The 23,748-nt window shown below is 40.2% G+C and carries 22 protein-coding genes and 1 pseudogene; 17 read left to right on the top strand and 6 right to left on the bottom strand.

Going from position 1 to position 23,748, the window contains the following annotated elements; translation table 11 throughout:
* Positions 1–336: 336 nt before the first annotated feature.
* Positions 337–834, top strand: a complete 498-nt coding sequence (locus PAARA_RS05500) for a YcgN family cysteine cluster protein (RefSeq protein WP_062568047.1) — start codon at positions 337–339, stop codon at positions 832–834.
* Positions 834–1,370 (top strand): RNA methyltransferase, encoded by a 537-nt coding sequence (locus PAARA_RS05495; protein WP_062568046.1) that lies wholly within the window; start codon positions 834–836, stop codon positions 1,368–1,370. The genes PAARA_RS05500 and PAARA_RS05495 overlap by 1 nt, the downstream gene beginning before the upstream one ends.
* A 30-nt stretch (positions 1,371–1,400) precedes the next feature.
* Here the strand turns inward: PAARA_RS05495 and PAARA_RS20350 are convergent.
* The 3 genes and pseudogenes from PAARA_RS20350 to PAARA_RS05485 all read right to left on the bottom strand — a co-directional run bounded on the left by PAARA_RS20350 (position 1,401) and on the right by PAARA_RS05485 (position 3,872).
* Positions 1,401–1,671: pseudogene (locus PAARA_RS20350) on the bottom strand (Txe/YoeB family addiction module toxin).
* A complete protein-coding gene (locus tag PAARA_RS05490; protein WP_062568045.1) occupies positions 1,664–1,918 on the bottom strand; it encodes a type II toxin-antitoxin system Phd/YefM family antitoxin in 255 nt (84 codons plus the stop codon). The pseudogene PAARA_RS20350 and the gene PAARA_RS05490 overlap by 8 nt, the downstream one beginning before the upstream one ends.
* Before the next feature lie 217 nt (positions 1,919–2,135).
* A complete protein-coding gene (locus PAARA_RS05485; RefSeq protein ID WP_062568044.1) occupies positions 2,136–3,872 on the bottom strand; it encodes a hypothetical protein in 1,737 nt (578 codons plus the stop codon).
* Positions 3,873–4,076: 204 nt separating this feature from the next.
* Here PAARA_RS05485 and PAARA_RS05480 point away from each other — a divergent pair, with 204 nt between their 5' ends.
* Both PAARA_RS05480 and PAARA_RS05475 read left to right on the top strand, forming a co-directional pair.
* Positions 4,077–5,762: a M1 family metallopeptidase gene (locus PAARA_RS05480; RefSeq protein ID WP_062568043.1), complete on the top strand. Its 1,686-nt coding sequence runs from the start codon at positions 4,077–4,079 to the stop codon at positions 5,760–5,762.
* 399 nt (positions 5,763–6,161) lie between these two features.
* Positions 6,162–6,761: a hypothetical protein gene (locus PAARA_RS05475; RefSeq protein ID WP_062568042.1), complete on the top strand. Its 600-nt coding sequence runs from the start codon at positions 6,162–6,164 to the stop codon at positions 6,759–6,761.
* A gap of 61 nt (positions 6,762–6,822) precedes the next feature.
* Here PAARA_RS05475 and PAARA_RS05470 read toward each other — a convergent pair whose 3' ends face one another.
* Both PAARA_RS05470 and PAARA_RS05465 read right to left on the bottom strand, forming a co-directional pair.
* Positions 6,823–7,776, bottom strand: a complete 954-nt coding sequence (locus tag PAARA_RS05470) for a carbohydrate kinase family protein (RefSeq protein WP_062568041.1) — start codon at positions 7,774–7,776, stop codon at positions 6,823–6,825.
* Positions 7,773–8,993, bottom strand: coding sequence for an AGE family epimerase/isomerase (locus PAARA_RS05465; protein ID WP_062568182.1), 1,221 nt, complete (start codon positions 8,991–8,993; stop codon positions 7,773–7,775). Before PAARA_RS05465 ends, PAARA_RS05470 begins: the two co-directional genes overlap by 4 nt.
* Before the next feature lie 138 nt (positions 8,994–9,131).
* Here PAARA_RS05465 and PAARA_RS05460 point away from each other — a divergent pair, with 138 nt between their 5' ends.
* The 4 genes from PAARA_RS05460 (at position 9,132) to PAARA_RS05445 (ending at position 14,361) form a co-directional block, all read left to right on the top strand.
* Complete coding sequence (locus PAARA_RS05460) at positions 9,132–10,403, top strand: sugar MFS transporter (protein WP_062568040.1); 1,272 nt, start codon at positions 9,132–9,134, stop codon at positions 10,401–10,403.
* 345 nt (positions 10,404–10,748) lie between these two features.
* Positions 10,749–12,638, top strand: a complete 1,890-nt coding sequence (locus PAARA_RS05455; RefSeq protein WP_062568039.1) for a methyl-accepting chemotaxis protein — start codon at positions 10,749–10,751, stop codon at positions 12,636–12,638.
* A 22-nt stretch (positions 12,639–12,660) separates the two neighbouring features.
* Complete coding sequence (locus tag PAARA_RS05450; protein ID WP_062568038.1) at positions 12,661–13,740, top strand: GGDEF domain-containing protein; 1,080 nt, start codon at positions 12,661–12,663, stop codon at positions 13,738–13,740.
* The gene (locus PAARA_RS05445) at positions 13,741–14,361 is read left to right on the top strand and encodes a DsbA family protein (RefSeq protein ID WP_062568037.1); all 621 of its coding nucleotides are present in this window, start codon (positions 13,741–13,743) and stop codon (positions 14,359–14,361) included. It begins immediately after the preceding gene.
* A 69-nt stretch (positions 14,362–14,430) separates the two neighbouring features.
* Here PAARA_RS05445 and PAARA_RS05440 read toward each other — a convergent pair whose 3' ends face one another.
* Positions 14,431–14,721, bottom strand: coding sequence for a hypothetical protein (locus PAARA_RS05440; RefSeq protein WP_062568036.1), 291 nt, complete (start codon positions 14,719–14,721; stop codon positions 14,431–14,433).
* A 370-nt stretch (positions 14,722–15,091) separates the two neighbouring features.
* Here PAARA_RS05440 and PAARA_RS05435 point away from each other — a divergent pair, with 370 nt between their 5' ends.
* The 9 genes from PAARA_RS05435 (at position 15,092) to PAARA_RS05395 (ending at position 23,710) form a co-directional block, all read left to right on the top strand.
* Complete coding sequence (locus PAARA_RS05435; protein ID WP_062568035.1) at positions 15,092–15,634, top strand: DUF6795 domain-containing protein; 543 nt, start codon at positions 15,092–15,094, stop codon at positions 15,632–15,634.
* A 133-nt stretch (positions 15,635–15,767) separates the two neighbouring features.
* Complete coding sequence (locus PAARA_RS05430; RefSeq protein WP_062568034.1) at positions 15,768–16,442, top strand: lipase family protein; 675 nt, start codon at positions 15,768–15,770, stop codon at positions 16,440–16,442.
* 367 nt (positions 16,443–16,809) lie between these two features.
* The gene (locus tag PAARA_RS05425) at positions 16,810–17,562 is read left to right on the top strand and encodes a DUF3450 domain-containing protein (RefSeq protein WP_062568033.1); all 753 of its coding nucleotides are present in this window, start codon (positions 16,810–16,812) and stop codon (positions 17,560–17,562) included.
* 10 nt (positions 17,563–17,572) lie between these two features.
* Complete coding sequence (locus PAARA_RS05420; RefSeq protein WP_062568032.1) at positions 17,573–18,940, top strand: MotA/TolQ/ExbB proton channel family protein; 1,368 nt, start codon at positions 17,573–17,575, stop codon at positions 18,938–18,940.
* A gap of 3 nt (positions 18,941–18,943) precedes the next feature.
* Positions 18,944–19,471, top strand: coding sequence for a MotA/TolQ/ExbB proton channel family protein (locus PAARA_RS05415; protein WP_054552070.1), 528 nt, complete (start codon positions 18,944–18,946; stop codon positions 19,469–19,471).
* 45 nt (positions 19,472–19,516) lie between these two features.
* Positions 19,517–19,930: an ExbD/TolR family protein gene (locus tag PAARA_RS05410; protein ID WP_036971869.1), complete on the top strand. Its 414-nt coding sequence runs from the start codon at positions 19,517–19,519 to the stop codon at positions 19,928–19,930.
* Between the two features lie 12 nt (positions 19,931–19,942).
* Complete coding sequence (locus PAARA_RS05405) at positions 19,943–20,548, top strand: energy transducer TonB (RefSeq protein ID WP_062568031.1); 606 nt, start codon at positions 19,943–19,945, stop codon at positions 20,546–20,548.
* A 17-nt stretch (positions 20,549–20,565) separates the two neighbouring features.
* Positions 20,566–21,873, top strand: coding sequence for a tetratricopeptide repeat protein (locus PAARA_RS05400; protein ID WP_062568030.1), 1,308 nt, complete (start codon positions 20,566–20,568; stop codon positions 21,871–21,873).
* A gap of 232 nt (positions 21,874–22,105) precedes the next feature.
* Positions 22,106–23,710 carry a hypothetical protein gene (locus tag PAARA_RS05395; protein WP_062568029.1) on the top strand — a complete coding sequence of 535 codons (1,605 nt, stop codon included), beginning with the start codon at positions 22,106–22,108 and terminating at the stop codon, positions 23,708–23,710.
* Positions 23,711–23,748 lie beyond the last annotated feature (38 nt).

Genomic DNA, 23,748 nt, shown 5'->3' with positions numbered 1-23,748 from the left:
AAACCACCTCAAGGTGCGAGTTTCAGTTGGAATTAAAAGCGATTTAGGCAAGGCATTGATTGCAAGTAATAGTGGTTCTATTGTTAAAATCAATAACGCAGTATAAATCGCTTTTAAACCAACCCTTTGGGCGCTTCACAGGCACTTACTCTCATCGTTGTTACTTCTTAAAAGGGAATGCCATTCTTGCAAAGTAACGCCTTGATATTAAGGCACCTGTGAAACGCTGAATTCTGCATCTTGAGATGGCTTGGGTATCGCCCAAACTCGCTAAACTTTGCGCGCATGCTGGCTTTACGCTAGAATGCGCGCTGTTTAGGGGCTTTGAGTAATACCATGTTAGAAGATCAATTTTGGCTTAAGCGCTCGCTTGAGCAAATGTCACAACCCGAATGGGAAGCCATTTGTGATGGCTGTGGTAAATGTTGTTTAAACACATTTATTGACAGTGAAGACGAAGATGAATTTACCGCAACGGATCAACTACGCGAGGGTGAAGAACTTATTTTCACTAATATCGTTTGCCAATACCTAGACAACGACACCTGTGGGTGTAGCGAATATGCGAACCGTCAAATCTTGGTGCCTTCATGTGTAAAGCTCACTAAAGAAAACCTCAAAGACATCTTTTTTATGCCCCAAAGTTGTAGCTACCGCCGCCTTTACGAAGGCCGTGGCCTTGCTTCTTGGCACCCATTACTGAACGGTGGCAGTAAAGATATGATGCATCAGCTAGGTATTTCTGTGCGTGACAAAACAGTGAAAGACTGTGATGTTGACCTAGATGACTTTGACCTATACGTGGCCGAGTGGCCAACCAGAGACATTGATTAATGAGCGCCCTTAAAGCAAGCATTGGCCTGTTAAACCCAAAAAGCCCAACGAATGTGGGTGGGGTGCTACGCGCCGCTGGGTGTTATAATGCCAAGCAAGTGTTTTTTACTGGTAGCCGCTATTTACGCGCTAATAAGTACCATACCGATACCAAAAATGTGCTTGAGCATATTCCACTAACCCAAGTTGAAAGCCTAGAACAAGCCAAGCCTGAAGGTGCAACAACGGTGGTGATTGAGCTGGTTGAAGGTGCAACGCCACTGCCTGAATTTAAGCATCCTGAAAACGCATTCTATGTGTTTGGCCCTGAAGATGGCTCGGTCAGTAAGGACGTGCTGAAGTGGTGTGATGAAGTGGTGTATGTGCCAACAATAGGTTGTATGAACCTAGCCGCGACCTGTAATGTTGTGCTGTACGACCGACTTGCTAAACTTGGTGGCATCGAAAGCTCAAACAACACCATTTGTAATAGTCGAGACACCAACAACTCACTTAAATGGCAACCAAATCAATCTGAGAAAGCCGACACTGAGTAATCACTCATAATAGCTTTGTTAGCGCCAGATTTAATAGTGGTAGCGACAAGAAATTATCGTTATCGCTTGCTCATCGACTATGTAGACAAGTCTGTTAGTATCATCAATACGACGAGACCAAAAACCAGATAAGTTCTCTTTTAAGGGCTCTGGTTTTCCTATGCCCTCAAATGGTGAGCGCTTAACATCATTAATGAGTTTGTTGATGCGCTTGAGTGTTTTCTTGTCTCGAGTATTGCCAATACAGGTAGTCATCCCATGCGTCATCAGTCCACGACAGTAATCGTTGACTATCATTCATCAATTAACTCTCGTGCTGTTGTTTTACCAGCACGGTACTGTGCAATCGAACGGATTAGATGTTCAGCGTTTTTAGGTGAACGTAATAAGTGAACTGTTTCCATAAGGCTATTGTAGTAATCCAAAGACATAACCACGGCATCTTCAGAATCACGACGGGTAATAACTGTTGTATCAGCATCATTAACTACACCATCCAAAACAGCTTTGAGATCATTTTTAGCTTCAGTAAAAGATACGATTCTCATAATAACCTCAACATGTACATTTAATGGAACAAGTATAGTCTTTAGTTATCTACATATACAGTGAGTTAAACATGAAGTGTTAATCAAGGAACAACTGATTTACCATCATTAGCGAGCTGCATTAATACACTTTTAAATGAAATGGGGCTTATAGTACTGAAAGAGAGTGTAAAAAAAGAGCGCTGAATTGCGCTCTTTGTGTATTTAATTAAATTAATCACTCTTTCGTGATTTGTACATTACTTTCCATGTTAATACCGTTATCAGTGATGTCTGTGGCAAAATAAACACTAACAGGTTGATGACGTAGTGAATCAAGTTCAGCCATTTCCTCATCACTTAATTGACCGGTTGCTGCAACGCTATCTAGCAAAGGTAAAAGAATTTTTTGAACGTCAAATGCCATGTTCACAAAGCCATTTTTAGTGACACTTTGCGACTCTAGGGTATTGGCAATTTGTGCTGACTTATCACCAGTGAAAATCACAATATGATTGCCCTTTAGCGCCATTTTAATATCAAAGTTAAGTGGCACTGGCGAGGGAATGTATTCGTTGATCAGCACCGCATCACCATTGGCAGGCAGTTTTATATTAGCAAGTGGTGGGACAAAACCTTGCGCAATCGAATACAAACCATGGGCGTCGGTAGCAGATAGGGTAACAATAGCATCAAGCTTATCAATTTGTGGCCCTTGGTAGTCATCAATGGTAAATGCAGCATCTTGAACGCTCACACTCATACCTTGCACACCATTTGCAAAGCCTGACATCATAGCAAGCCCAGCGGTACTCACATCTTGCATTTCATTTTGTAGTGCGACAATTGGACCACAGTTAAACTCAGCTGACTTAATTGCACCCGTTAGTGTATTGGCAAGCGGCATTACTTTTGCGACATCAACACCATAGGCAACACTTAAAACTTGGCCGTCAAGCCCAGTGGTATGTTTTGGCACAAAACCACGTACGGCTTGTAGAGTATTAAGTAAGTCTTGATCTGTGCTTTGTAGAACAGCTTTTACATCAAAGTTGGCGTAATCAGTAGTGATACGTGTTTTTGTCGTTCCTGACACAGTTGCAGGCCATTTAGCGGCAATGCTGGCGATGTCATCTTGGCATTCAGGCGTTGAAATAGCCGCTAATGCATTGCCTTGCTGTGCTTTATTAAGTAACTCTTTTAGCATTTGATGTAAGCGAGAATTTTCTTTACCAGTAAGGGCGTTAGCAATCCGTTGATGATCAACATAGCCTACAGAATTTCCATCCAATGAAAAAGTATTGATAAGCGTTGCCAGTTTATCGGTATCTGCTAATGATTTAACAGGCTTTTCAACCCCTAAAGCAATTCGTAAGTCTTGCTCGTTTGTTAAGGGACTACTCAAAGTGAGTGTTACCCAGTTATCTGTTGCAGATGCAATCAGATGAATATCATCGATACCATCAACAGTGAGTGCAAATTGTGTGTACGTGATACCTTGTGAAGATTCATCAGAGTAGGCAATACCCGCTTCATCAGCAGACTCTTTAATGCTATTTAAGAGTGCGGTTTGCTCACCCACTTTAATACGAAATATCGGCATTAATCCTTGGCTGTAAAACAGCCCCATAGAGTCATCGCTGAACCCCCATGTAGACTTGAACGTGTCATATGACGTTAACGATGTTTGGTACTTTTCTAAAAGCGCTGCAATAAAGAGGGCATTTGGATCGCCACTCGTTCTTAGCTGAGCAACAACGGGCGTTAAATCGTTGCCGCCTTTGATTGCACTCGGCATAAGCTCAAAGTATTTAGCATACGGAAATGGTTTTAATTGACCGTAAAAAATTGGCGTGTCGGCAGGGACATGCTGAAGTTGCGACAACTCTACATTAATGCTTGTATTACTTTGTGAATAGAGGAACGCGCCAGCGACAATAGCGACTGCGCCTCCTGCAAGAAGTTTGCTATTCATAGCATAAATTCCTTTTTAATAATTAGATACGCTGAAAAACATACCACGATTACCGTTAAAAGTCCTAGGTTTAGATACTCTACATATCCAGAGCATCACCTCTATCTGTTTTGAATATAGGTCTGAATTTCATCGCAAATCTTAGTAATAAATAATTGCTCATGTCATTTTAAATCAATAAAAATAACGATAAGGAAAAGTATTTTGCACGTAAATCAATTTTTTAAAGTAGCCACTACGCTCGTAGCATCGGCTGTGCTAGCCGCGTGTAGTTCAAAACCTATTGCATTAGATCCTGTTATTGGTGATACAGGGCAAGCTTTATCGGCGATTGCACTTAAAAGTGATGTTAAACACTACGATTTGGCACTTGAGGTATTTCCTGATAATAAACGTATTAAAGGTATTGCTACAACAGAGTTTAAACTGCTGGCAGCCACTCAATTTGTAGAATTAAAATTGGATAGCCGTTTTACAATTAATGAGGTGAGCTCAAAAGGCGAGGTTCTCAAATATGAGCGAGATGGCGGTGTAATTCGTGTTGACTTAGGTGAGCAACAAGCAAAAGGTAGCATGGTAAGTGTTGCTGTAGCCTATCAAGGGTTTCCTCATATAGCTAAAAATGCCCCTTGGGATGGCGGGTTCGTATTTTCAAAAACAGAGCAAGGTGAACCTTGGATAGCAACCGCTGTGCAAGGAGAAGGTTGCGACTTATTCTGGCCGTGTAAAGACCATTTTGCAGACAAAGCAGACAGTATGCGCATTCGTCTAACAGTACCGCAAGGGCTGAGTGCGGTGACTAATGGCGTATTACAAGAAGTGAAGCCAGTTGGGGGCAATAAACAACAGTTTGATTGGCTGTTATCGGTGCCTGCCAGTGATTATAACATTGCACTTAATATTGGCCCTTACACGCGTATTCAAACGGATTACACCAGTGTGAATGGCGCGACTGTACCTATCGAATTCTGGTCTCTCAAAAAAAATGAGCAAAAAGCACGAGAGCTTATCGAAAATGATTTACGCCAGCAGGTTACGTTTTTTGAAAAGATGCTTGGTCCATACCCATGGGGCGGTGAAAAGTTAGGTTTTGTTGAGACGCCACACTTAGGCATGGAACACCAAACAGTCAACGCGTATGGTAAAAAATACAAGCGTGATCCAAATGGTTATGATTGGTTACTGCAACATGAGCTGGCTCATGAATGGTTTGGCAACTTAATGACCCATGAAAAGCTCAATGATGCATGGCTGCATGAGGGGTTTGGTTTTTACATGCAACCCAGTTACAGCTTATATAAATTTGGTGACGCAGCGTATAACCACAGCATGTACTCAGCTTACCTTGGGCTGAAAAACTGTGAACCAGTGGTACTTGATGGACAAATTACATCAGACCAAGCGTTTAACTCCGATATATATGGCAAAGGCGGTTGGACATTACACACTCTTCGCTGGCTTGTGGGTGAAGACATATTTTGGCAAGCAACACGAGAGCTTCTTTATGGTGTGAATAACACAGCGTCGTTAACATACCCAATTGCTCCTCGTTATCGTAATACAAACGAGTTTATTGCCATAATTAATCGTTTAACCAAAAAAGACAATCAATGGTTTTTTAATATGTATCTTAAGCAGGCTGAATTACCTGTATTAAAAGAAACATATAACGGCGATACGTTAATATTGAGCTGGCAACATCCACAAATTGCAGCTGAACGTTTCCCAATGCCCGTTCCTATTTCGATAAATGGCATAGAGAAAATATACCAAATGGATAAAGGAGAGCTGCGTATCACATTAAAAGAAGGTGATCATGTCGTTATTGACCCAAACATGAAAGTACTGCGTTATCTACCTATCATTGATAAATGTAAAAACGATGATTAATTAACTTTAAAGGGTATTAAATAAATTAATACCCTTTTTCTTTACGGTATTCGTTTTATTTTCACCCCTAAAATAAATACCAATGCTTACATTTTTAGGCTGAAATGATAAGTAATTACTGTAATCAGTGTTCCGTAGGTAGCTTATAGAAGCTAAGTTTCAATACAATATGATGTTTATAAATACCATTAAGAAAAGCTTTCTTAATGAAAGCCTATCCTACTGAAAAGGTTACACTAAGATCTTTTATCGTATAATTTTGTAACTATCTTTTTTAATTGGTGTTAGTGTATTAAATAAGACTTTTTAGATTACTCATTATAAAAGTAATAACATACAAAATTTACATCAATACATCATATATTGTGAAAACTTTATTTTGAGTTGGCTGGGAGAGATATGAAAATTAAATTAGTCATTGTATTTCTGGTGATAGTACTCACATGTATCTATTTTATTGGGCAAACAGATGAAGTCACTAAGTTAAAGGAAAATAAAAAAGATGAAAACTCAGTTTTAGTTGAACATAAAGATGTAGCTGCTAAAAGTAAAAAACTTACAAACATAAATAATGATGGCAAGTTAGAATCAACTAATATGAAAACGACAACGCCGTTGGATAGCAATAGCACTGAAAAAAGAGAGCAACCAGTCATTACCAGCAGTGATATTGTTATAGATAAAAGCCCTAAGAACATTGAGAAAGTCCCTTTTGACGAGCAAGAGGTGAACTATGAATGGGCTGATGAAATGACATTTAAATTAAATGACCTTTTCTCTTCAAATGAGCAACTAGCCAAATTGGACCTTATAAATGTAGAGTGTAGAGAAACACTTTGCCACTTAGATTTGACGGCAGAGCAAGACTCAGAATCAATTGAGCAAGCGATTCTGATTGCAGAGCAATTGCGTTCTGATGCTGCATGGCAGGATTATGTTTTTTATTATGTTGGCCAATCTGAAGAAAGTACAATGACAGTAGAAATAGGTGTTAAATAATTAGCTAAAGGTTATGTTTTGAACACGGTATTAAGTAATTAATACCGTGCATTATACTAGGTTAGATTAAATCTTGAGCACTTGGCAATGACGCAAATGCGCCATAGCGACTGACTGCAAAAGCACCTGCTTTAGCTGCGTAAGCAATCGTCTCTTCGATATTGCTTTGGGTTTGACAGTATTCTTTAAAACTCTGTTTATTGGGGCAATACTGGCCAATTTTAGCCAGCATACCACCAATAAATGCATCGCCTGCGGCTGTGGTATCAACAACCTTGGTGGCTGGTGGAGTGACTTCACCTGTAAAATCAGCATGGTAATATCGAATAGCTTCGCCACCATTGGTCACCAACAAACAGCTAACCCCAGCTTTTAAAATGGTTTTAATAGTGTGCTCGAATGGTTGGTCTTTGTGACTGCGGTTATTTAAAAATTCCAGTTCTTCATGTGAAAGTTTCACAATATCTGAGAGCGATATGACATGCCAAATACGATCAAGTGTATGACGCATGCTTGGCCATAAATTCTCACGTAGGTTCATATCAAAGCTACAAATAGCACCCGCTTTTTTGGCTTGTGTTAGGCCATAAATAGTTGTTTGATAGATGTTATGTTCCGTTAAGCTATTGCTGCATACATGCATGATGGCGTGTTCAGAAAACATGCTATGTTCAAAATCATCAACCCGATAGAGCAAGTCTGCGGCAGGGGGCCTGTAGAAACTAAACGAGCGTTCACCGCTTTCATCTAATGAAACAAATGCAAGGGCTGTTTTTGCTGCATCGGTAAATTGGCAATACTGGGTATTTACGCCATGTTGAGTCAGTTCATCTTTTATAAAATGGCCGAACATGTCATCGCCTAACATACCACAAAAGCTTGTTTTTAAACCGAGTTTAGCAGCAGCCACCGACACGTTTGCAGGGGCACCACCGGCGTATTTGGTAAATGACTCAGGCTGTTTGCCATCTGATAGAAAGTCAATTAATGCTTCGCCAAAACACACTAAACTCATTTTGCATTCCTCAATCTAATCGTTCTTAAAACTTCGTAACAGGCACCCATTGTATGATAGTCGGTTTTACCTGCGGGGGATTTTTCATCGCTAAAAGGTCGGTTATCGACAGATAAAATTCGATACCAAGCACCGTACTTATGGTCGACCATATGTTGCCAGCTGTACTGCCAAATCTTTTCGTACCATTGCCAATAGGTTTCATCATTTGTGGCATCAGCGAGTAGGGCTGCTGCGGCTAACGACTCGGCTTGAACCCAAAAATATTTATCGCTATCACAAATTTGTTTATCTGGAGAAAAACCATAAAATATACCACCATACTGATTATCCCATGCAACAGTAAGTGTTTTATCAAACAAACTTTTGGCACGTTCAACGAGCCAAGGCTCATCAATGTGGCGATTTAAAATCAGTAACAGTTTAGCCCATTCAGTTTGATGACCTGGCTGAAATCCCCACGGCCTAAATAAGTGTTTAGGATCATTCTTGTTATAATCAAGATCGAGTTGCCAGTCGTGAGAATAATGCTCCCAAATAAATTGTCGGCTATTTCCAGCCAGTTTAACTGTAAAGGTTTCTGCAAGTAGCTTGGCTCGTGCTAAATAGCGGGCGTTATTCGTTGCTTCAAAACACATCAAAAAAGCTTCGCATAAATGCATATTGGCGTTTTGACCACGGTAGCTATCTGCTTGACTCAAGTCACCTGTTCGCTCGTCTAAATACGCGTTGTGATGTTGTTCAAAGTAATGTTTTTCGAGTAAATCCCAAACTCGCGATATTGTTTGCTCACATTCAGATATTCCTGCCTTTAGAGCAACTGCATTAGCAAGTAACACAAATGCAAGTCCATAACAGTGGTTAGTATCATCTAAAATAGTGATGCAACCGGCATCGTCTTGTTCTAACAGCCATGCGTAGCCACCCGAGAGTTGTTTATGAACATTTTCAAGATGATCTAGACCATGTTTTGTCAGTGTTAGGTAGTCTGGGTTTTTAAACTCGATATAAGCCATTGCATAGTTGAACACAAAGCGAGTACTAGATACTAAATGGCGAGTGTGTTTGTTATAAACCTCACCATCATTTTTAAAATACTGGTAAAAGCCACCCGCACCGTTTGAAGCGTGATCAACACAATGAGGATGATAAAAAGCAAGCGTATCTTTTATGTGCTGTTGTAAAAAAGGCAGCGATTTGAAGTTGACGGTTTGCACATCTTCTCCAGCTAAATATTTAAGATAATACAATCATAGCAGGAAATTTAATAATTGGAACGTTCCTATTAAATCCTTGTGCTATTTTTACATCAATGTGTAGAATCGAACGCAACTTGTTAACGGAGTGAAAACCACGTGAGTGAAATTAATACAAACCAATCGTTTGTCGCCGATGGCTCGCAGCAAAATAAAAACTATCTGCTACCACTGACGGCAATGACAACCCTGTTCTTTTTATGGGGCTTTATCACAGTTCTAAATGATGTGTTGATCCCACGCTTAAAAGGGGTGTTCGACTTAACTTATACAGAAGCGATGCTGGTTCAGTTTTGCTTTTTTGGTGCTTATTTTATTGTGTCATTACCTGCGGGTATGTTGGTGAAAAAGCTTGGTTATAAAAATGGCGTACTAACAGGCCTTGTGGTGGCCTCAATTGGCTGTATGTTATTTTACCCAGCAGTCGTTGTGCATGAGTACTGGTTATTTTTAGGTGCATTATTTGTGTTAGCCTCGGGTATTACGGTATTACAAGTATCAGCTAACCCTTATGTTGTTGCGCTAGGTCCAGAAAAAACCGCGTCATCACGTCTAAATTTAGCACAAGCGCTTAACTCATTAGGTACCACTGTTGGCCCTTATGTAGGGGGGATTTTATTCTTCGGTACAGCGGGCACATTAGCTGCGAATGCTGCAACAGCTGAGTCTGTAAAAGTCCCATATCTGATGTTAGCTGCAGCGCTTTTAACAATTGCAGTAGTATTTGCATTTTTTAAATTACCAGTGATTTCTGAGCATTCAGAAGAGCAAGACTGCAAAGCAAAAAATCACAGCCTTAAAGAAGCGCCACATTTAATAATGGGTGTTGTGGGGATTTTTTGTTATGTGGGTGCTGAGGTATCAATTGGTAGCTTCTTAGTTAACTATTTTGGTGAAGCACACATTGCAGGCCTTGAAGAGCATGCAGCGGCAAGCTTGATTGCTTACTACTGGGGCGGTGCAATGGTAGGTCGCTTTATTGGCTCTGCGGCACTACAAAAAGTGGCCCCTTCAAAAGCATTATTTTTTAATGCAATAATGGTAATTGTATTATTGCTCGTGACTATTTTCACTGAAGGTAATGTGGCGCTTTATTCTGTACTGGCAATTGGTTTATTTAACTCAATTATGTTCCCAACAATCTTCTCAGTTGCAATCGAAAGCCTGGGTTCACTGACGAGTAAAGGCTCGGGCTGGTTATGTTTAGCCATCGTTGGTGGTGCACTTGTACCATTAGTACAGGGTGTTGTTGCCGACACTGTGAGTATTCAACAGAGCTTCTTCGTTCCTGTAGTCTGCTACGCATTTATTGCTTGGTATGGACTAAACGTGGTTCGCTTAGCTGATAGCTGGAAAAAGCGTATTGCATAATCACTTTTAATGATGGAATACCCCGCGCAATGTTGCGGGGTTTTTTGTGCCTAATGAATACTTAATAAGTAAATTTACATGATACAACTGCTTAATGAATACGTATTCAAGATGCAAATATTGCGTTGTCATTAGGAACGTTCCAACTGTTAATTTGAACATATTTCATTTATTAACTTTAGTAGCAAAGCTGCCTGCCGTTAACAAAGTAATTGATTTATATAGAAAGCGTTTACTTTAAATTGGGACGTTTTTACTGTTTTAGCCTAAATTTATAAGACAAAGTGGTTTTAATTTGTTAAAAATAAATAGCTAACAACGAAAAAAATAACAAACAGGTTTGTCATGCAAAGCACTCTTAAATTTACCACCAAGGTAACTGTGGCTGCATCACTGGTTTTAGTGATAGTGCTCGGTTTATTTACCATTAACAATTTCATCTCTATGCGTAGCCAAACGCAGGAGCAGCTTTCGCTCGTTCTTCAAGAGATTTCTCAATCGGTATCGCAAAATATAGCAAATTGGCTAAACGCGAAGCTGGCTATTGTTTCATCTGTTGCCGAAACTTATCAGTTAGGAGACAGTAAAAGCCTAACACTGACACAGCTAAACACAGCGGATAAAGCAGGCGATTTTAAAAACACCTACATTGGTATTACCGATGGTACCTTTGTTTTGAATGACCAATCAGTTGTATTACCACCTGATTACGATGCCACGACTCGTCCGTGGTACAAGCTTGTTGAAAACAAAACAAACACCGCGTTTACTGCCCCTTATATTGATGTAACCACTAACGAGCTAACTATTTCTGCTGTTGCCCCTATGCAAGCCAATGGTGTTTTTAGTGGGGTTGCAGGTGCCGATATCGATATGAAAACTATTACAAAGATCGTTAACGAAATTGACTTTTTAGGGTTTGGTTATGGATTTTTACTCGACAGTGAAGGGCGCATATTAAGCCACCCAGACACAAAATTTAACGATAAGAACATGCGCGATTTATTTGGTAAAAGTCTGTCTTTACAATCTGAGTTTGTTGAAGTGCAAGTTGGTGGTTTAGAAAAACTCGTGTCGTTCACTAAAATTAAAGGAATTCAAAACGTTGACTGGTATTTAGGCGTGGTGATCAACGAAGAAATTGCTTACTCATCGGTGGCCTCATTTAGAAACATGGCGGCCATTTATATGTTAATCGGTATCGCCGCCATTGTGCTAATGATGCAGTTCTTACTTCGTTATTTAATGCGCCCAATGCAGCGTTTAAACGATGCCATTAAAGACATTGCTCAAGGTGAAGGGGACTTGACCCGCCGCCTCGAAGTTGAAAACAACGATGAGTTTGGTGAACTAAGTCACTACTTTAATGCTTTTATTGAAAAAATTCATGGCTCTATCGAGCAAGTTAAAAACACCACGGTAGAGTTAGAGCGCCTAGTAGAAAGCTTGGTTAACCAGACTCAAGGCACATTAGCTATGTACGCAGACCAAACTAAACGTACTGATAACGTGGCAACCGCAATTAACGAGCTTACTTCAAGTGCGGTGGAAATATCCAACAGTGCAAGTCATGCATCAACACTTGCTACACGTGCTAATAACCAATCGCTTCAAAGTCAGGCTGCACTGGCAGATAACCTTGCTGCGATAAATGCACTTTCACGCAATATGGAACAAGCACAAAAAACAATCAACAGCCTAGATGCGCATACCGTAAGTATTGGTCAGATCCTTGAAGTGATTAAAGGGGTGAGTGAGCAAACTAATTTACTGGCACTTAATGCTGCGATTGAAGCTGCCAGAGCCGGTGAAGCAGGGCGAGGCTTTGCCGTTGTAGCAGATGAAGTGCGTCAGTTAGCACATCGTACGCAACAATCGACGCAAGAAATTGAAGAGATGATTTCGCAGCTTCAGCAGGGTTCAGCCTCGGCAGTAGAAGTAATGACTGCGAGTATAAAAGACAGTGAAAAAAGTGTGGCACAAGCCAATGTTGCGGGCGAAAAAATGTCTGAAGTCACCCATGCTATAGAGTCAATAGATGAAGTAAATCACAGTGTTGCTAACGCTACGACTGAACAAAATCATGTTATACAAACCCTCGATAGCGATATTCACTCAATTAGTGAGTTGTCTAACCAAGGTGAAAATAACTTAAATAACACCTTGAATGAGTGCACGAAACTTAAAGCACAGTTTTATGAGCTAGAAAAGCTCGTTTTAACCTTTAAAGTTTAATTAACAACGGAATTATACTGTATTGGATCAAAATTGGCTTGCAGCTGTAACCACAAAAACCGTTGACACGGCGGATAAGCAACGCCGTGCCTTTACCTTGTTTACAATGGCATTTTTTGCACTTGTATTGATTACATCATTAGTCATTTCTAATTTCCATATTTATGAAATGCCACTAACTGTGATGTTAATTGTTAGTGATATAACAATCGTACTGTGTTTGCTGTATTATTTTAAAACAGGCAACTTAATGATAATTGCCAGTATTATTATGTCGATCGTTTTACTTTTGTGTATTTCTCTTATCTACACTGGAGGTAAAGAGAATACAGCCCTTTATTGGGTTATGTTTTACCCTGTGGTTTCTTATGTCACATTGGGGCTGATGTTTGGCAGTGCATTATTGGCGGTGATGTATATCAGTACTTTACTGATGTTATTTGGCCCCAACTTTGGGCAAGTGCAGTATGGCGATGTTGAAGTTTCTCGTTTTTTGGCCTCATTTACACTGGTTATTTTATTTTCTGCGATAAGTGAATACTTTAGAAAAAAGAGCCATCAAAAAATTGCAGACATTACATTGATAGAGAAGCGAGATGCATTAACAGACCCACTTACAGGCCTTGCCAATCGACGTTATATTTATGAACACATTCAGCCAAGGCTTGATACAGAAGCTAACAGTTATTTACCTATGTCTGTGTTATTAATCGACTTAGACAACTTTAAAATGCTCAATGACACCTATGGTCATGACTTTGGCGACCAGGTTTTAATTGCCTTTACTTCCATGCTTCACGATAAATTACGTGGCACAGATATAAAAGCACGCTATGGCGGTGAAGAATTTATGATTCTATTACCAAAAGCAAGTTTGAAAACAGCCCATGGTGTTGCTGAAAAGCTACGTGCATACGTATCGAATAAGCAAATAGCTTATGATGTTGGCCAGTCTATTTCTATTACTTGCAGTATTGGTATTGCAAGCCTTGAACATGGTAATCAATTTAGTAAAGCCATAAAGCAAGCTGATGATAATTTGTATAGAGCCAAAGCAAAAGGGCGTAATGTGGTCGTGTCTGATTTTCATGAGGTGAGCTAAATGGCAAAGCTGATTTATGTATATGACCCTATGTGCAGTTGGTGCTGGGGTTATAGAGAAAGCTGGTTAAAACTTAGAGAAGCCCTTGGCGATAAACTCGCTATTGAATATAAAGTGGGTGGCCTTGCGCCTGATTATGATGAACCAATGCCTAAAGACATGCAGCAATTTTTACGGCAAACATGGCAACGTATAGAACAGCAGCTTGGCACTAAGTTTAATCATGATTTTTGGTTGAATACTCAACCACGCCGCTCAACTTACCCAGCATGCCGTGCTGTGCTTGTTGCAAGGCAATACAACAAAGAGCTTGAGATGCTCTACGCAATTCAAAAAGCCTATTACCTAAATGCACAAAACCCATCTGATATAAGCACGCTTGCCAATCTTGCCGAGCAAATTGGTTTAGCAAAAAAGACCTTTATTACAGAAATTCAAAGTGAAAAAATAAATTCTTTACTAATGAATGAAATAAACGAGGTTAGGAGTTTGCCTATCCAAGGTTTTCCTTCTTTAGTTATTGAAGATAAAGGAACTTACCATGCAGTGCCTGTTAATTATCAAGACTGGCAAAGCACTTACCAGCAGGTTATGCAATTAGTGTCAGTGCCATCAAATTAAAGAAGAATAACGGTCAATCTGAATAAAAATATGCCATAAGGCATGCCAATAAAAACATTGAGCTAAATGTTATAAATAAAACATAATAAAGCTTAAACCAAATCTGCAAGTTTGGGGGGCATTTTCTCTTTTCTCCATTACTTTATAGCGTCTTGCATACCAGTCGAATAGAAAGATAGAACCGTAGTGCAATGCGCCGCTACCTGCAGTTATGATATTTAATGAGTAAAAAAGATTACCATCATCTATTAGCTGTGTTTTCTTATCTTTTATAGCTATTAGCATTGGTAATATTATAAGAAAGAAAAGGCCAGCAGACGTAAGAAATAGAGTCAAAAACCATGCTTTAATAGGTTCCATTATTTTTCAACAACCTAATATATTAACTCGCCTGTAACTATACCACACCACAAAAGAATGCTCCTTCAAAAGGTAAACCAAAAATTACACTACATTATTGTATAACCTCCAAGATAGCCTAGCCCAGTACCTCCTAAAACAGCACCTCTAGCTTTGCCTGTCTCAACATATTTAGCCTTAGTACAGGCTTACTAATTTCATTCTGTGTAATTTTAGTGCAACATAATCTATTACATCACTCTAAAATTGATTGCATATTTTCACCTAGACTATAGAATGCTGGCAATATTGACATGGAATGTTGATATTCTGCGTACAACACTTTTTTACGCAATACCTCGTAATTCCATTTATAAATTAAGAGGTTCAAATGTCACTCATCGATAAACTCCAATCCCTTAGTACAATAATTCAGCCTCTTTTAGATAAGTTTGGCACATATAAAGTGCATTTGTGCCCAGAGGTTACAGGCCGCTTAACAAATAATGGTGAACCTTTGGCCAACGTAAAAATTGAGCGTGGTTTATATTTTTGTGACGGAAAAACAAGAAAAGATGCGACTTACACAGACGCTCATGGAAACTTTAATTTTCATGAATGGATAATACGCTCTGATCAACCAGGTATTCCTTTCGTCGATATGAGAACTGCTCAACAGATTAAATTTTTTTATAAGAAGCAGGAATATTTATTATGGGCTGCAACCCTATACAGCTTACACCCTATGCACGAATACTCGCAAAAATTAAAGGAATTAAACGGAGATATTAACAATAAAGAAGTCTTTTTTAAGTTTGATAATCCAGAGCAACCAAACTTATTGCTTGCAGGTTCATCAATTTGTAGGTGGGAACAAGACTTCACTATAATTGACCCACAGCAAATTATTGATGAAGCTAATAATTTAAACTAAAAATTCAACATTTTATTACGGAAGATAAATATGATTTCATTGCAACCAACACAAGCAGCGCATTTTGCCAACATTGCCTATGCAACTCTTGAGCAGGGTGGATAAAAACTTCTGCTAGCTACCTAAAGTACCTGTGAAACTGTATACTTTTGGTGCACCTCGAGTTAGGCTATTAAGTTTTGCAAGTCATACTGAGCAAGCGTTACAAGGTGTATATCGCTGTGTTCACGCAGGTGATCCCGTACCTATGGTACCTGTTTGGCCTTTTGTGCACACCACGGACGAATATATTTTAAATTCGGCACAGAATATCTCTCCTGGTGCACATAGCATGACTAACCCGACCCCTGGATATTTAAATACGGCATCAAAATACAAAAGCTATGCTGATATTCAAAAAGGGTTTGAGTTACGTCACCAAGAAGCTATTCGCCTTGATTTTGAAAAACGTCACCAAGCTCACTTTTCTGTTCGCTGGGCTAAAAAGATAGGCGCCGCGCTGCTCGACTTTTTAAATAAAAAAGGTGTATTACATTCGATACAAGCAAGTGTAACGGGCTTACTCACTATTTATGATGCTATTGCGACCTATTTAGCAAATGAGATAGAAACAACTCAGGCCTATGCAGCCGAAGTAAAAGGGATAGTGGGTCATATGTATGTATTCTGTGGCCTGCCCGCAGGAAAGTTTATAGATTTTAGTTATCGTGGTATTCGCTTGATTTTTAAGAAGATGCTTATGAAACTTTCTCAATTAGCTAAATTTTCAATAGAAATGGCTAGTCATACAGCTCCTCTACTTGTATAAACTTATCATATGCCAGCAGTTACTAATGCTGGCATATTTAAAACAAGTTCTATTAACAAAAGAAATAACTTTATGAAAAATATTCGTTGGTCGCGATCTATAGTCGATTAACCTAACTTCAGGTCAAGCAGAAATTTGTTACCTTTTTCTCAATCCTAAAATAATAACTTCATAGTTTAAACAGAATAACTCTTAAACTTCATACCAATATCGCTTCCTTTTCAGCCTAATATAAACTAATTGTTACAGCTGTCATATTTTTGTATTTTTTGCGCAACATGCTTGTCATTTTTCATCGTTATCCTTTCGCACATTAAAACAAACCCACTAGCAAATTAAGCTAAATTAACGAGTAAAGGTGTATGCGATGAAAGGCGTTAAACCACTGATTTTAGCAGGTATTGTAGCGGCATCTGCAACAGTATATGCAAACGATCTAGATAAAGTAATTGATAAAAGCAGCGAAATAAACAACTCTGCAGCGCAATCACAAACTAAAATCGACAAGATTGCAGATTCAATGCAAGGTCGTTTACAACAATTTAAAGCCCTTAATAAAGAAATTGATGGCTTAACTGTTTATAACGCGCAGCTAACTAAGCAATTAAATAACCAAATTGCTGAAATGGACGCGTTAAACGAGTCAATGGATCAGGTGTCGGTTATTGAGCGTCAAATTACGCCGTTAATGATGCGCATGATCACAGGTCTTGAGCAATTTGTTGCTCTCGACGTGCCTTTCTTAACTGAAGAGCGTAGCAAGCGTATTGCATCATTAAAAGAAATGATGGACCGCGCAGACATCACTTCAAGTGAAAAATTCCGCCGCTTACTTGAAGCTTACCAAGTAGAAGTCGATTACGGCCGCACTATCGAAGCGTACACATCATTACTTAATGTAGATGGCCAAGAGCGCGAAGTAGATTTCTTACGCATCGGTCGTTTAGAACTTATTTATTTAACACGCGACGGCAAAAAAGCAGGCAGCTGGGATACACAAACTAAATCATTTGTTGAATTACCAGATTCTGCAATCAGCCAAATCAATAAAGGTTTACGCATTGCACGTAAGCAACTTGCCCCAGATATGTTAACACTGCCAGTCCACGCTGCTGAATAAGAGGTTTGAGATGAAATTATTAACGAAAATGACAAAAATGGCCGTGTTTGCAGCTGGCCTTGGTTTTGCTGGTAGCAGCCTAGCGGCTGAGCCAATGGATTTAGATTCATTACTAAAAACATTAGAGCAAGGTAAAGCACAGCAAAGCGTTGAAAATAAACAACGTGAGCAAGCGTTCATGGCGCGTCAAAACGAACAAGTACAAATGCTTAAAGACACACAAGCAAAACGTACTGCAATGCTTAACGAGTCGGAGCGTTTAGAAACGCAGTTTGAAGAAAACGAAGTAAAACTAGCTAACTTAACCGAAACACTTTCAAACCGCATGGGCTCACTTAAAGAGCTATTCGGTGTGTTACAACAAGTAGCGGGCGATTCTAGCAACAAATTCATGACCTCTGTTGTTTCTGCTGAGCTTCCTGGTCGCAGTAACTTCATGGATGAGCTGGCACAAAAAATGGGTTCAACGTCAAAGCTTGCTTCTATTGATGATATCGAAAAAGTATGGTTTGAATTACAACGCGAAATGACTGAACAAGGTAAAGTATCTCGCTTTACAACTGATGTTATCGTTGAAGGTGGCAGCAAAGCACAAAAAGAAGTGGTGCGTGTTGGTGCATTTAACTTAATCGCTGATGGTAAATACCTAGAGTACACACCTGCTACAAATACAATCAGCCAGCTTACACGTCAGCCAAGCAGCCGTTACACAGCAACGGCATCGGATCTTCAACATGCAAATTCGGGTGTTGTACCGTTCGCACTTGACCCTACGGGTGGTTCAATTTTAGGTCTTTTAGTACAAGCTCCTGACACTGAAGAGCAAGTTCACCAAGGTGGTACTGTAGGTTATATCATCTTAGGTGTTGGCTTAATCGCTTTACTAATCGCACTTGAGCGTTTTGTATCACTGATGATTATGGGTAGCAAAATCCGTCGTCAGCTTAAAGACACAGTGGCACGCGATGACAACCCGCTTGGTCGTGTGATGAAAGTGAAAGATCAGTATCCAGATGTCGCGTACGACACGCTTGAGCTTAAATTAAGCGAAGCAATCATTCGTGAAATGCCAAAAATTACGCGTAACCTGACGCTAATTAAGATTATCTCTGTGGTAGCACCATTACTTGGTCTACTAGGTACGGTAACCGGTATGATTAACACCTTCCAAGCAATTACCTTGTTCGGTACAGGTGACCCTAAACTAATGGCGGGTGGTATTTCTCAGGCACTTGTAACAACGGTACTTGGTCTGGTTGTGGCTATCCCAACCGTATTCTTATACACACTTCTTAACACGCGCTCTAAAAACATGCTGTTGATTTTACAAGAGCAAAGCGCAGGTATCATTGCAGAGCGAAGCGAGAAAGGAGCATAAATCATGGTGCTATTGATTGATGCAATCAATGCTCTACGTGATTTCCTCGACACAGGTGGCCAAGTTCTCTTGGTCATCGGGGTCCTCATCTTCGCGATGTGGTTATTGATACTTGAGCGTTTTATGTATTTCTTTGGCGGCTTTAAACGCTACAAGAAAGACGTAAAAAGCACTTGGAGCAATAGAGCAGAGCGTAACAGCTGGAACGCAGAGCAAATTCGCCAAGCGATGATTTCACGCGCTGGCATGCAACTAAATAATAACCTTGCGCTAATCAACGTAATGGTTGCGTTATGTCCACTTTTAGGTCTATTAGGTACCGTAACCGGCATGATCGAAGTATTTGATGTAATGGCAATCACAGGCACAGGCAGTGCACGTTCGATGGCATCAGGGGTGTCTAAAGCCACTATCCCAACAATGGCCGGTATGGTGGGTGCACTTTCAGGGGTTTTCGCATCAACGTTCTTACAACGTCGTGCAAAACGCGAAGTGCAATTACTTGAAGACAACATGGTCTTAGACCACTAAACGAATTTTAGGGTGATGTGAGCATCACCCACTAGGAGACTAACAATGAGAGCGCCACTAGGTAACTTATTTCAAGAAGACGACGCAGAAGAAATCAACATGACGCCAATGCTAGACGTTGTTTTCATCATGCTTATCTTCTTTATCGTAACAGCATCATTCGTCAAAGAAGCCGGTATTGATGTAAACCGTCCTGAAGCGGCAACAGCAGTTAAAAAAGAGCGTGCCAACATCTTAGTTGCTATTTCTGACAAGGGTGAAATTTGGATTAACAAGCGCCAAGTCGATGTTCGTGCAGTTCAAGCAAATATCGAGCGCTTAAAAGCTGAAAACCCACAAGGTAGCGTGGTTATTCAAGCAGATAAGAAAGCCACAACCGATGTACTTATCAAAGTTATGGATGCATCGCGAGCTGCAGGCGCATTTGATGTGTCGATTGCTGCGCAAGAAGCATCATAAGGAATGTGAGCGATGCGTTATATAGTTGCATTAATTATCGCTGGTATCGTGACTGTCATGCTGTTTTTAGGCATGCAGGCACTGATCACCGGTGGTGAAGGGGCCATGTCTGAGCCTGTAAAAGGAAACGTACTTGATTTTGTTCGTCTGAAAAAAGAAGAGACGGTGCAAAAGAAAGAACGTAAACCGCAAAAGCCACCAACGCCAAAAGAGCCACCTCCGCCAATGGAATCACCGCAAATGCAAAACAGTGATCCTAACGCGAGCAATGCCAACTTTGACTTTGGTGCCAGTGTTGAAGCCGACGTAAACTTAGCCGGTGGCTTAGCCCTTGAATCAAGTGACGGTGAATACCTACCGATTGTAAAAGTAGCGCCTGTTTATCCGCGCCGAGCTTTATCGCGTGGTATCGAAGGCTATGTGATTGTTGAGTTTACAGTAACTAAACAAGGCACAGTGCGTGACCCCAAAGTAGTGAAAGCTGAACCTGAGTCACTGTTTGACCGCGCTGCGATGGATGCAGCACTTAAATTTAAATATAAACCGCGCGTTGTTAACGGTGAAGCTGTTGAAGTAGCGGGTGTACAGAACAAAATTTCTTTCCAAATTAACGGTTAGAAAAGAGGAATGCGATTATGAAACCTTTAAAAGTTGCCGTGATTTGCGCGGCTGCTTTCACAAGCAGCCTGGTAGTGCCAAGCGTTGTTAGCCTATTACCCGGTGTCACACTGGCAACAGCTTACGCTGAGGACCAAAAAACCAAACGTGTACCTGCACTGCGCGAAAAAGTGTATAGCCAATTAGCGCGTGCACAAAAGCTAGCTGATGATGGTGATGCAAAAGCAGGATTAGCAGCACTTGATAGTATTCAAGAGCGCTCTTCAAGCATGAACTCGTATGAAATTGCCATGATGCATAATTTCTATGGTTTTATTTACTACAACGAAAACGACTTAGATAAAGCCATTGCGTCGTTTGAAAAAGTAGTAAACGAAGATGCAATTCCAGAAACATTACGTCTAAGCACCACCTTTAGCTTAGCGCAACTTGCAATGGCTAACAGTGACTACGAAAAGGTAATCAAATATTTAGCGCAGTGGGATGTGATTAACAACAAGCCTAAAACAGATGCTTATTACGTATTAAAATCACAAGCCTATTATCAGCTTAAAGATTACCAAAAAGGCATTGAAAACATTAATCTTGCTATCGCAGAAGCCGACAGTAAAGGTGAAATGCCAAAAGAAAACTGGCTAATTTTACAACGTGCTATGTACTACTCACTCAATCAGTCTGACAAAGTGGTCGAGGTACTTGAGCGCTTAGTGAAGCTTTACAACAAGCCAGAGTATTGGGTTCAATTAGGTGGTATGTACGGTGAAACAGGCGCAGAAAAAGAGCAGTTAGCGGTTTTAGAAGCGGCATATCAGCAAGGCTTTTTAACATCTAAATCTGATTTACGCCAATTATCGCAAGTGTATTTATACAATGGCCTTGCTTATAAAGCGGCGAGTGTAATGAGCAAAGCGATGCAAGATGGTATTGCCGAGCAGTCAGCTAAAAACTACGCATTCGTAGCCGAGGCTATGGTACAAGCAAAAGAGGCTGAAAAGTCGCTTACTTATTTTGCTAAGGCTGCTGATTTAGTAACGCACGGTCAGTACGAACAACGTATCGCAGAGGTGAGCATTAACCTTGAAAAATACGAAGAAGCAGCGGATGCAGCGCGTAAAGCACTTGATAAAGGCGGCTTAGAGTTTGAATCCAATGTGTATGTAGCTCTAGGTATGGCGCAATATAACTTACAAAACTTTGATGCCTCGATTTTAGCGTTCGAGCAAGCGGAAAAACACAAAAAATCACAGCGTTTAGCTGAGCAATGGATCAAGTATGTGAAGCGTGAAAAAGTGCACGCCGAGACACTACGTACCGCTTTACTCTAAATCGAATTCAACAGGTAAGCGTACAAAAGAACTCATTTATAATCGCAACACCAAAGCTGCCTTCGGGCGGCTTTTTTCGGTTCCTCAATTTTACTTAACCCTCTAATTTTAAAGTTAATTACATTGTCATTTTATGTTTATGAAAATGTAACTCGCCTGTCACAAACTGTCAGTATCTTAAGTCTTAGTTTTTTAAAGCTTAACAATAATCGAAATTCAACGGAGTACAATAATGAAACTATCTGACTTATTTAAGGTCAGCCTGCTTGCTTCTGCAGTAACACTGACAGCGTGTGGCGGCGATATCGAAATCACACCAACGGTAAATGACAACAGCACTAACACTGATAATAGTACTAATAACTCAAACAACAATACTGATAATGGTTCAAACGATGATTTTGAATGTGCTAGCTATGAGTCAGATGCTGGTACTGTTCAAGGTGTTTTCGATGGTAAAGATTGTACTTACAATGATTCTTTCGCAAGTAAATCAATAGAAATTACAAGTAATATCACATTCCAAGAAATCCCTGATGGCGGTGTTCATTTATTTGCTGATGCTTTATTAATTGGTCAAGATGGCGACACAACAAGTGGTTTTGAAGTGCCTCAAAATGGACCTACTTTAACAGTAGAGCCAGGTGCCACACTTGCTTTTCAGTCTGGAGAAGCAATAATCCGAATCGCCCGTGGCGCTAAAATTCAAGCGAACGGTACTGAATCTAAACCTATTACTTTCACATCTGCCAATGCGTTTGATCGTTTCGATAGCACAGGCAATGGCCCGCGTTACGCTGATTGGGGCGGTATCATCATCAACGGTAATGGTATTACTGACCAATGTACTGATGCAGAGCGCGCTGCAAGCACCTGTAATGTACCTTCTGAGGGTATCACAAGTTACTTTGGTGGTAATGATAACGCAGATTCAAGTGGTAGCATCAAGTGGGCTAAAATTTGGTACGCAGGTTCAGGCCCTAAAGTAGGTGGTGAAGGTGACGACCTTAACTCACTAACTCTTAACGCGGTAGGTTCAGGTTCTGCGTTTGATTATTTACATATTCACCAAGGCTTTGATGATGGTATCGAGTTCTTCGGTGGTGCTGCGACAATTAAACATATTGTTGTGACTGATACACAAGATGATTCATTTGACTTTGATGCAGGTTGGCAAGGTAAGGGTCAATTCCTCTTTATCAAACATGGCACTGTAACGCTTGCTGATGGCACAGTTGCAAACATGGGTAACAATGGGTTTGAGTCAGATGGTGTTAAAGGTGAGTCTTCTGCTGAAGTAGCACCAAGTAACCCTACGCTAGCGAACATCACGGTTATTACGACTGATGGAAAATCAGTACGTGATGATGACCCTTCACAAGCCTTTAAATTTGATGATGAATTTAATGCTAATATCTACAATGCATTGATATTTAAGAAAAATGCAGTGGATTCAAGCTGTATCGAATTTTCTTCTGATGGTGAAAAGCAAGCTGATAAAATTGCATTTAATAGTTCAGTTATGGCGTGTTCATCTAACTTCGCAGATACAGACACATTTGCAGGCGGCCCTTTAGCAGGTCAAACAAAAGCATCATGGTTTGAAAACAGCGCTAGCAATGAAATTTTAACTGATGATGTTGCAGTATTTGCTGATAATGAGTTTGCGACTAATACAGCCTCTACAGATGTAACTATCTCTGCGAATGACTTATCTATGCTTAACGATAGCTTTTTCGAAACGGTTGATTACATCGGTGCAGTATCTGATCAAGATACTAGCTCAAGCTGGTACAAATGGGTAGAAACTGCACTAGCAGCTGCTGCTCAAGACTAATACCTGCTCATTTAGAGTTATGAAATGTAGGCGCCATA

The sequence above is a fragment of the Pseudoalteromonas arabiensis genome (assembly GCF_001550155.1).
GTDB classification, from domain to species: domain Bacteria; phylum Pseudomonadota; class Gammaproteobacteria; order Enterobacterales; family Alteromonadaceae; genus Pseudoalteromonas; species Pseudoalteromonas arabiensis.
The sequence above is the reverse complement of the archived record's forward strand: the minus strand, read 5'-3'. Positions and strand labels throughout refer to the sequence as shown.

Coding starts and splice junctions, on each gene's coding strand:
- PAARA_RS05475 (WP_062568042.1), top strand. CDS start 6,162: ATGAAAATTAAATTAGTCATTGTATTTCTGGTGATAGTACTCACATGT.
- PAARA_RS05500 (WP_062568047.1), top strand. CDS start 337: ATGTTAGAAGATCAATTTTGGCTTAAGCGCTCGCTTGAGCAAATGTCA.
- PAARA_RS05395 (WP_062568029.1), top strand. CDS start 22,106: ATGAAACTATCTGACTTATTTAAGGTCAGCCTGCTTGCTTCTGCAGTA.
- PAARA_RS05440 (WP_062568036.1), bottom strand. CDS start 14,721: ATGGAACCTATTAAAGCATGGTTTTTGACTCTATTTCTTACGTCTGCT.
- PAARA_RS05420 (WP_062568032.1), top strand. CDS start 17,573: ATGAAATTATTAACGAAAATGACAAAAATGGCCGTGTTTGCAGCTGGC.
- PAARA_RS05425 (WP_062568033.1), top strand. CDS start 16,810: ATGAAAGGCGTTAAACCACTGATTTTAGCAGGTATTGTAGCGGCATCT.
- PAARA_RS05455 (WP_062568039.1), top strand. CDS start 10,749: ATGCAAAGCACTCTTAAATTTACCACCAAGGTAACTGTGGCTGCATCA.
- PAARA_RS05445 (WP_062568037.1), top strand. CDS start 13,741: ATGGCAAAGCTGATTTATGTATATGACCCTATGTGCAGTTGGTGCTGG.
- PAARA_RS05400 (WP_062568030.1), top strand. CDS start 20,566: ATGAAACCTTTAAAAGTTGCCGTGATTTGCGCGGCTGCTTTCACAAGC.
- PAARA_RS05485 (WP_062568044.1), bottom strand. CDS start 3,872: ATGAATAGCAAACTTCTTGCAGGAGGCGCAGTCGCTATTGTCGCTGGC.
- PAARA_RS05410 (WP_036971869.1), top strand. CDS start 19,517: ATGAGAGCGCCACTAGGTAACTTATTTCAAGAAGACGACGCAGAAGAA.
- PAARA_RS05415 (WP_054552070.1), top strand. CDS start 18,944: ATGGTGCTATTGATTGATGCAATCAATGCTCTACGTGATTTCCTCGAC.
- PAARA_RS05490 (WP_062568045.1), bottom strand. CDS start 1,918: ATGAGAATCGTATCTTTTACTGAAGCTAAAAATGATCTCAAAGCTGTT.
- PAARA_RS05405 (WP_062568031.1), top strand. CDS start 19,943: ATGCGTTATATAGTTGCATTAATTATCGCTGGTATCGTGACTGTCATG.
- PAARA_RS05495 (WP_062568046.1), top strand. CDS start 834: ATGAGCGCCCTTAAAGCAAGCATTGGCCTGTTAAACCCAAAAAGCCCA.
- PAARA_RS05435 (WP_062568035.1), top strand. CDS start 15,092: ATGTCACTCATCGATAAACTCCAATCCCTTAGTACAATAATTCAGCCT.
- PAARA_RS05470 (WP_062568041.1), bottom strand. CDS start 7,776: ATGAGTTTAGTGTGTTTTGGCGAAGCATTAATTGACTTTCTATCAGAT.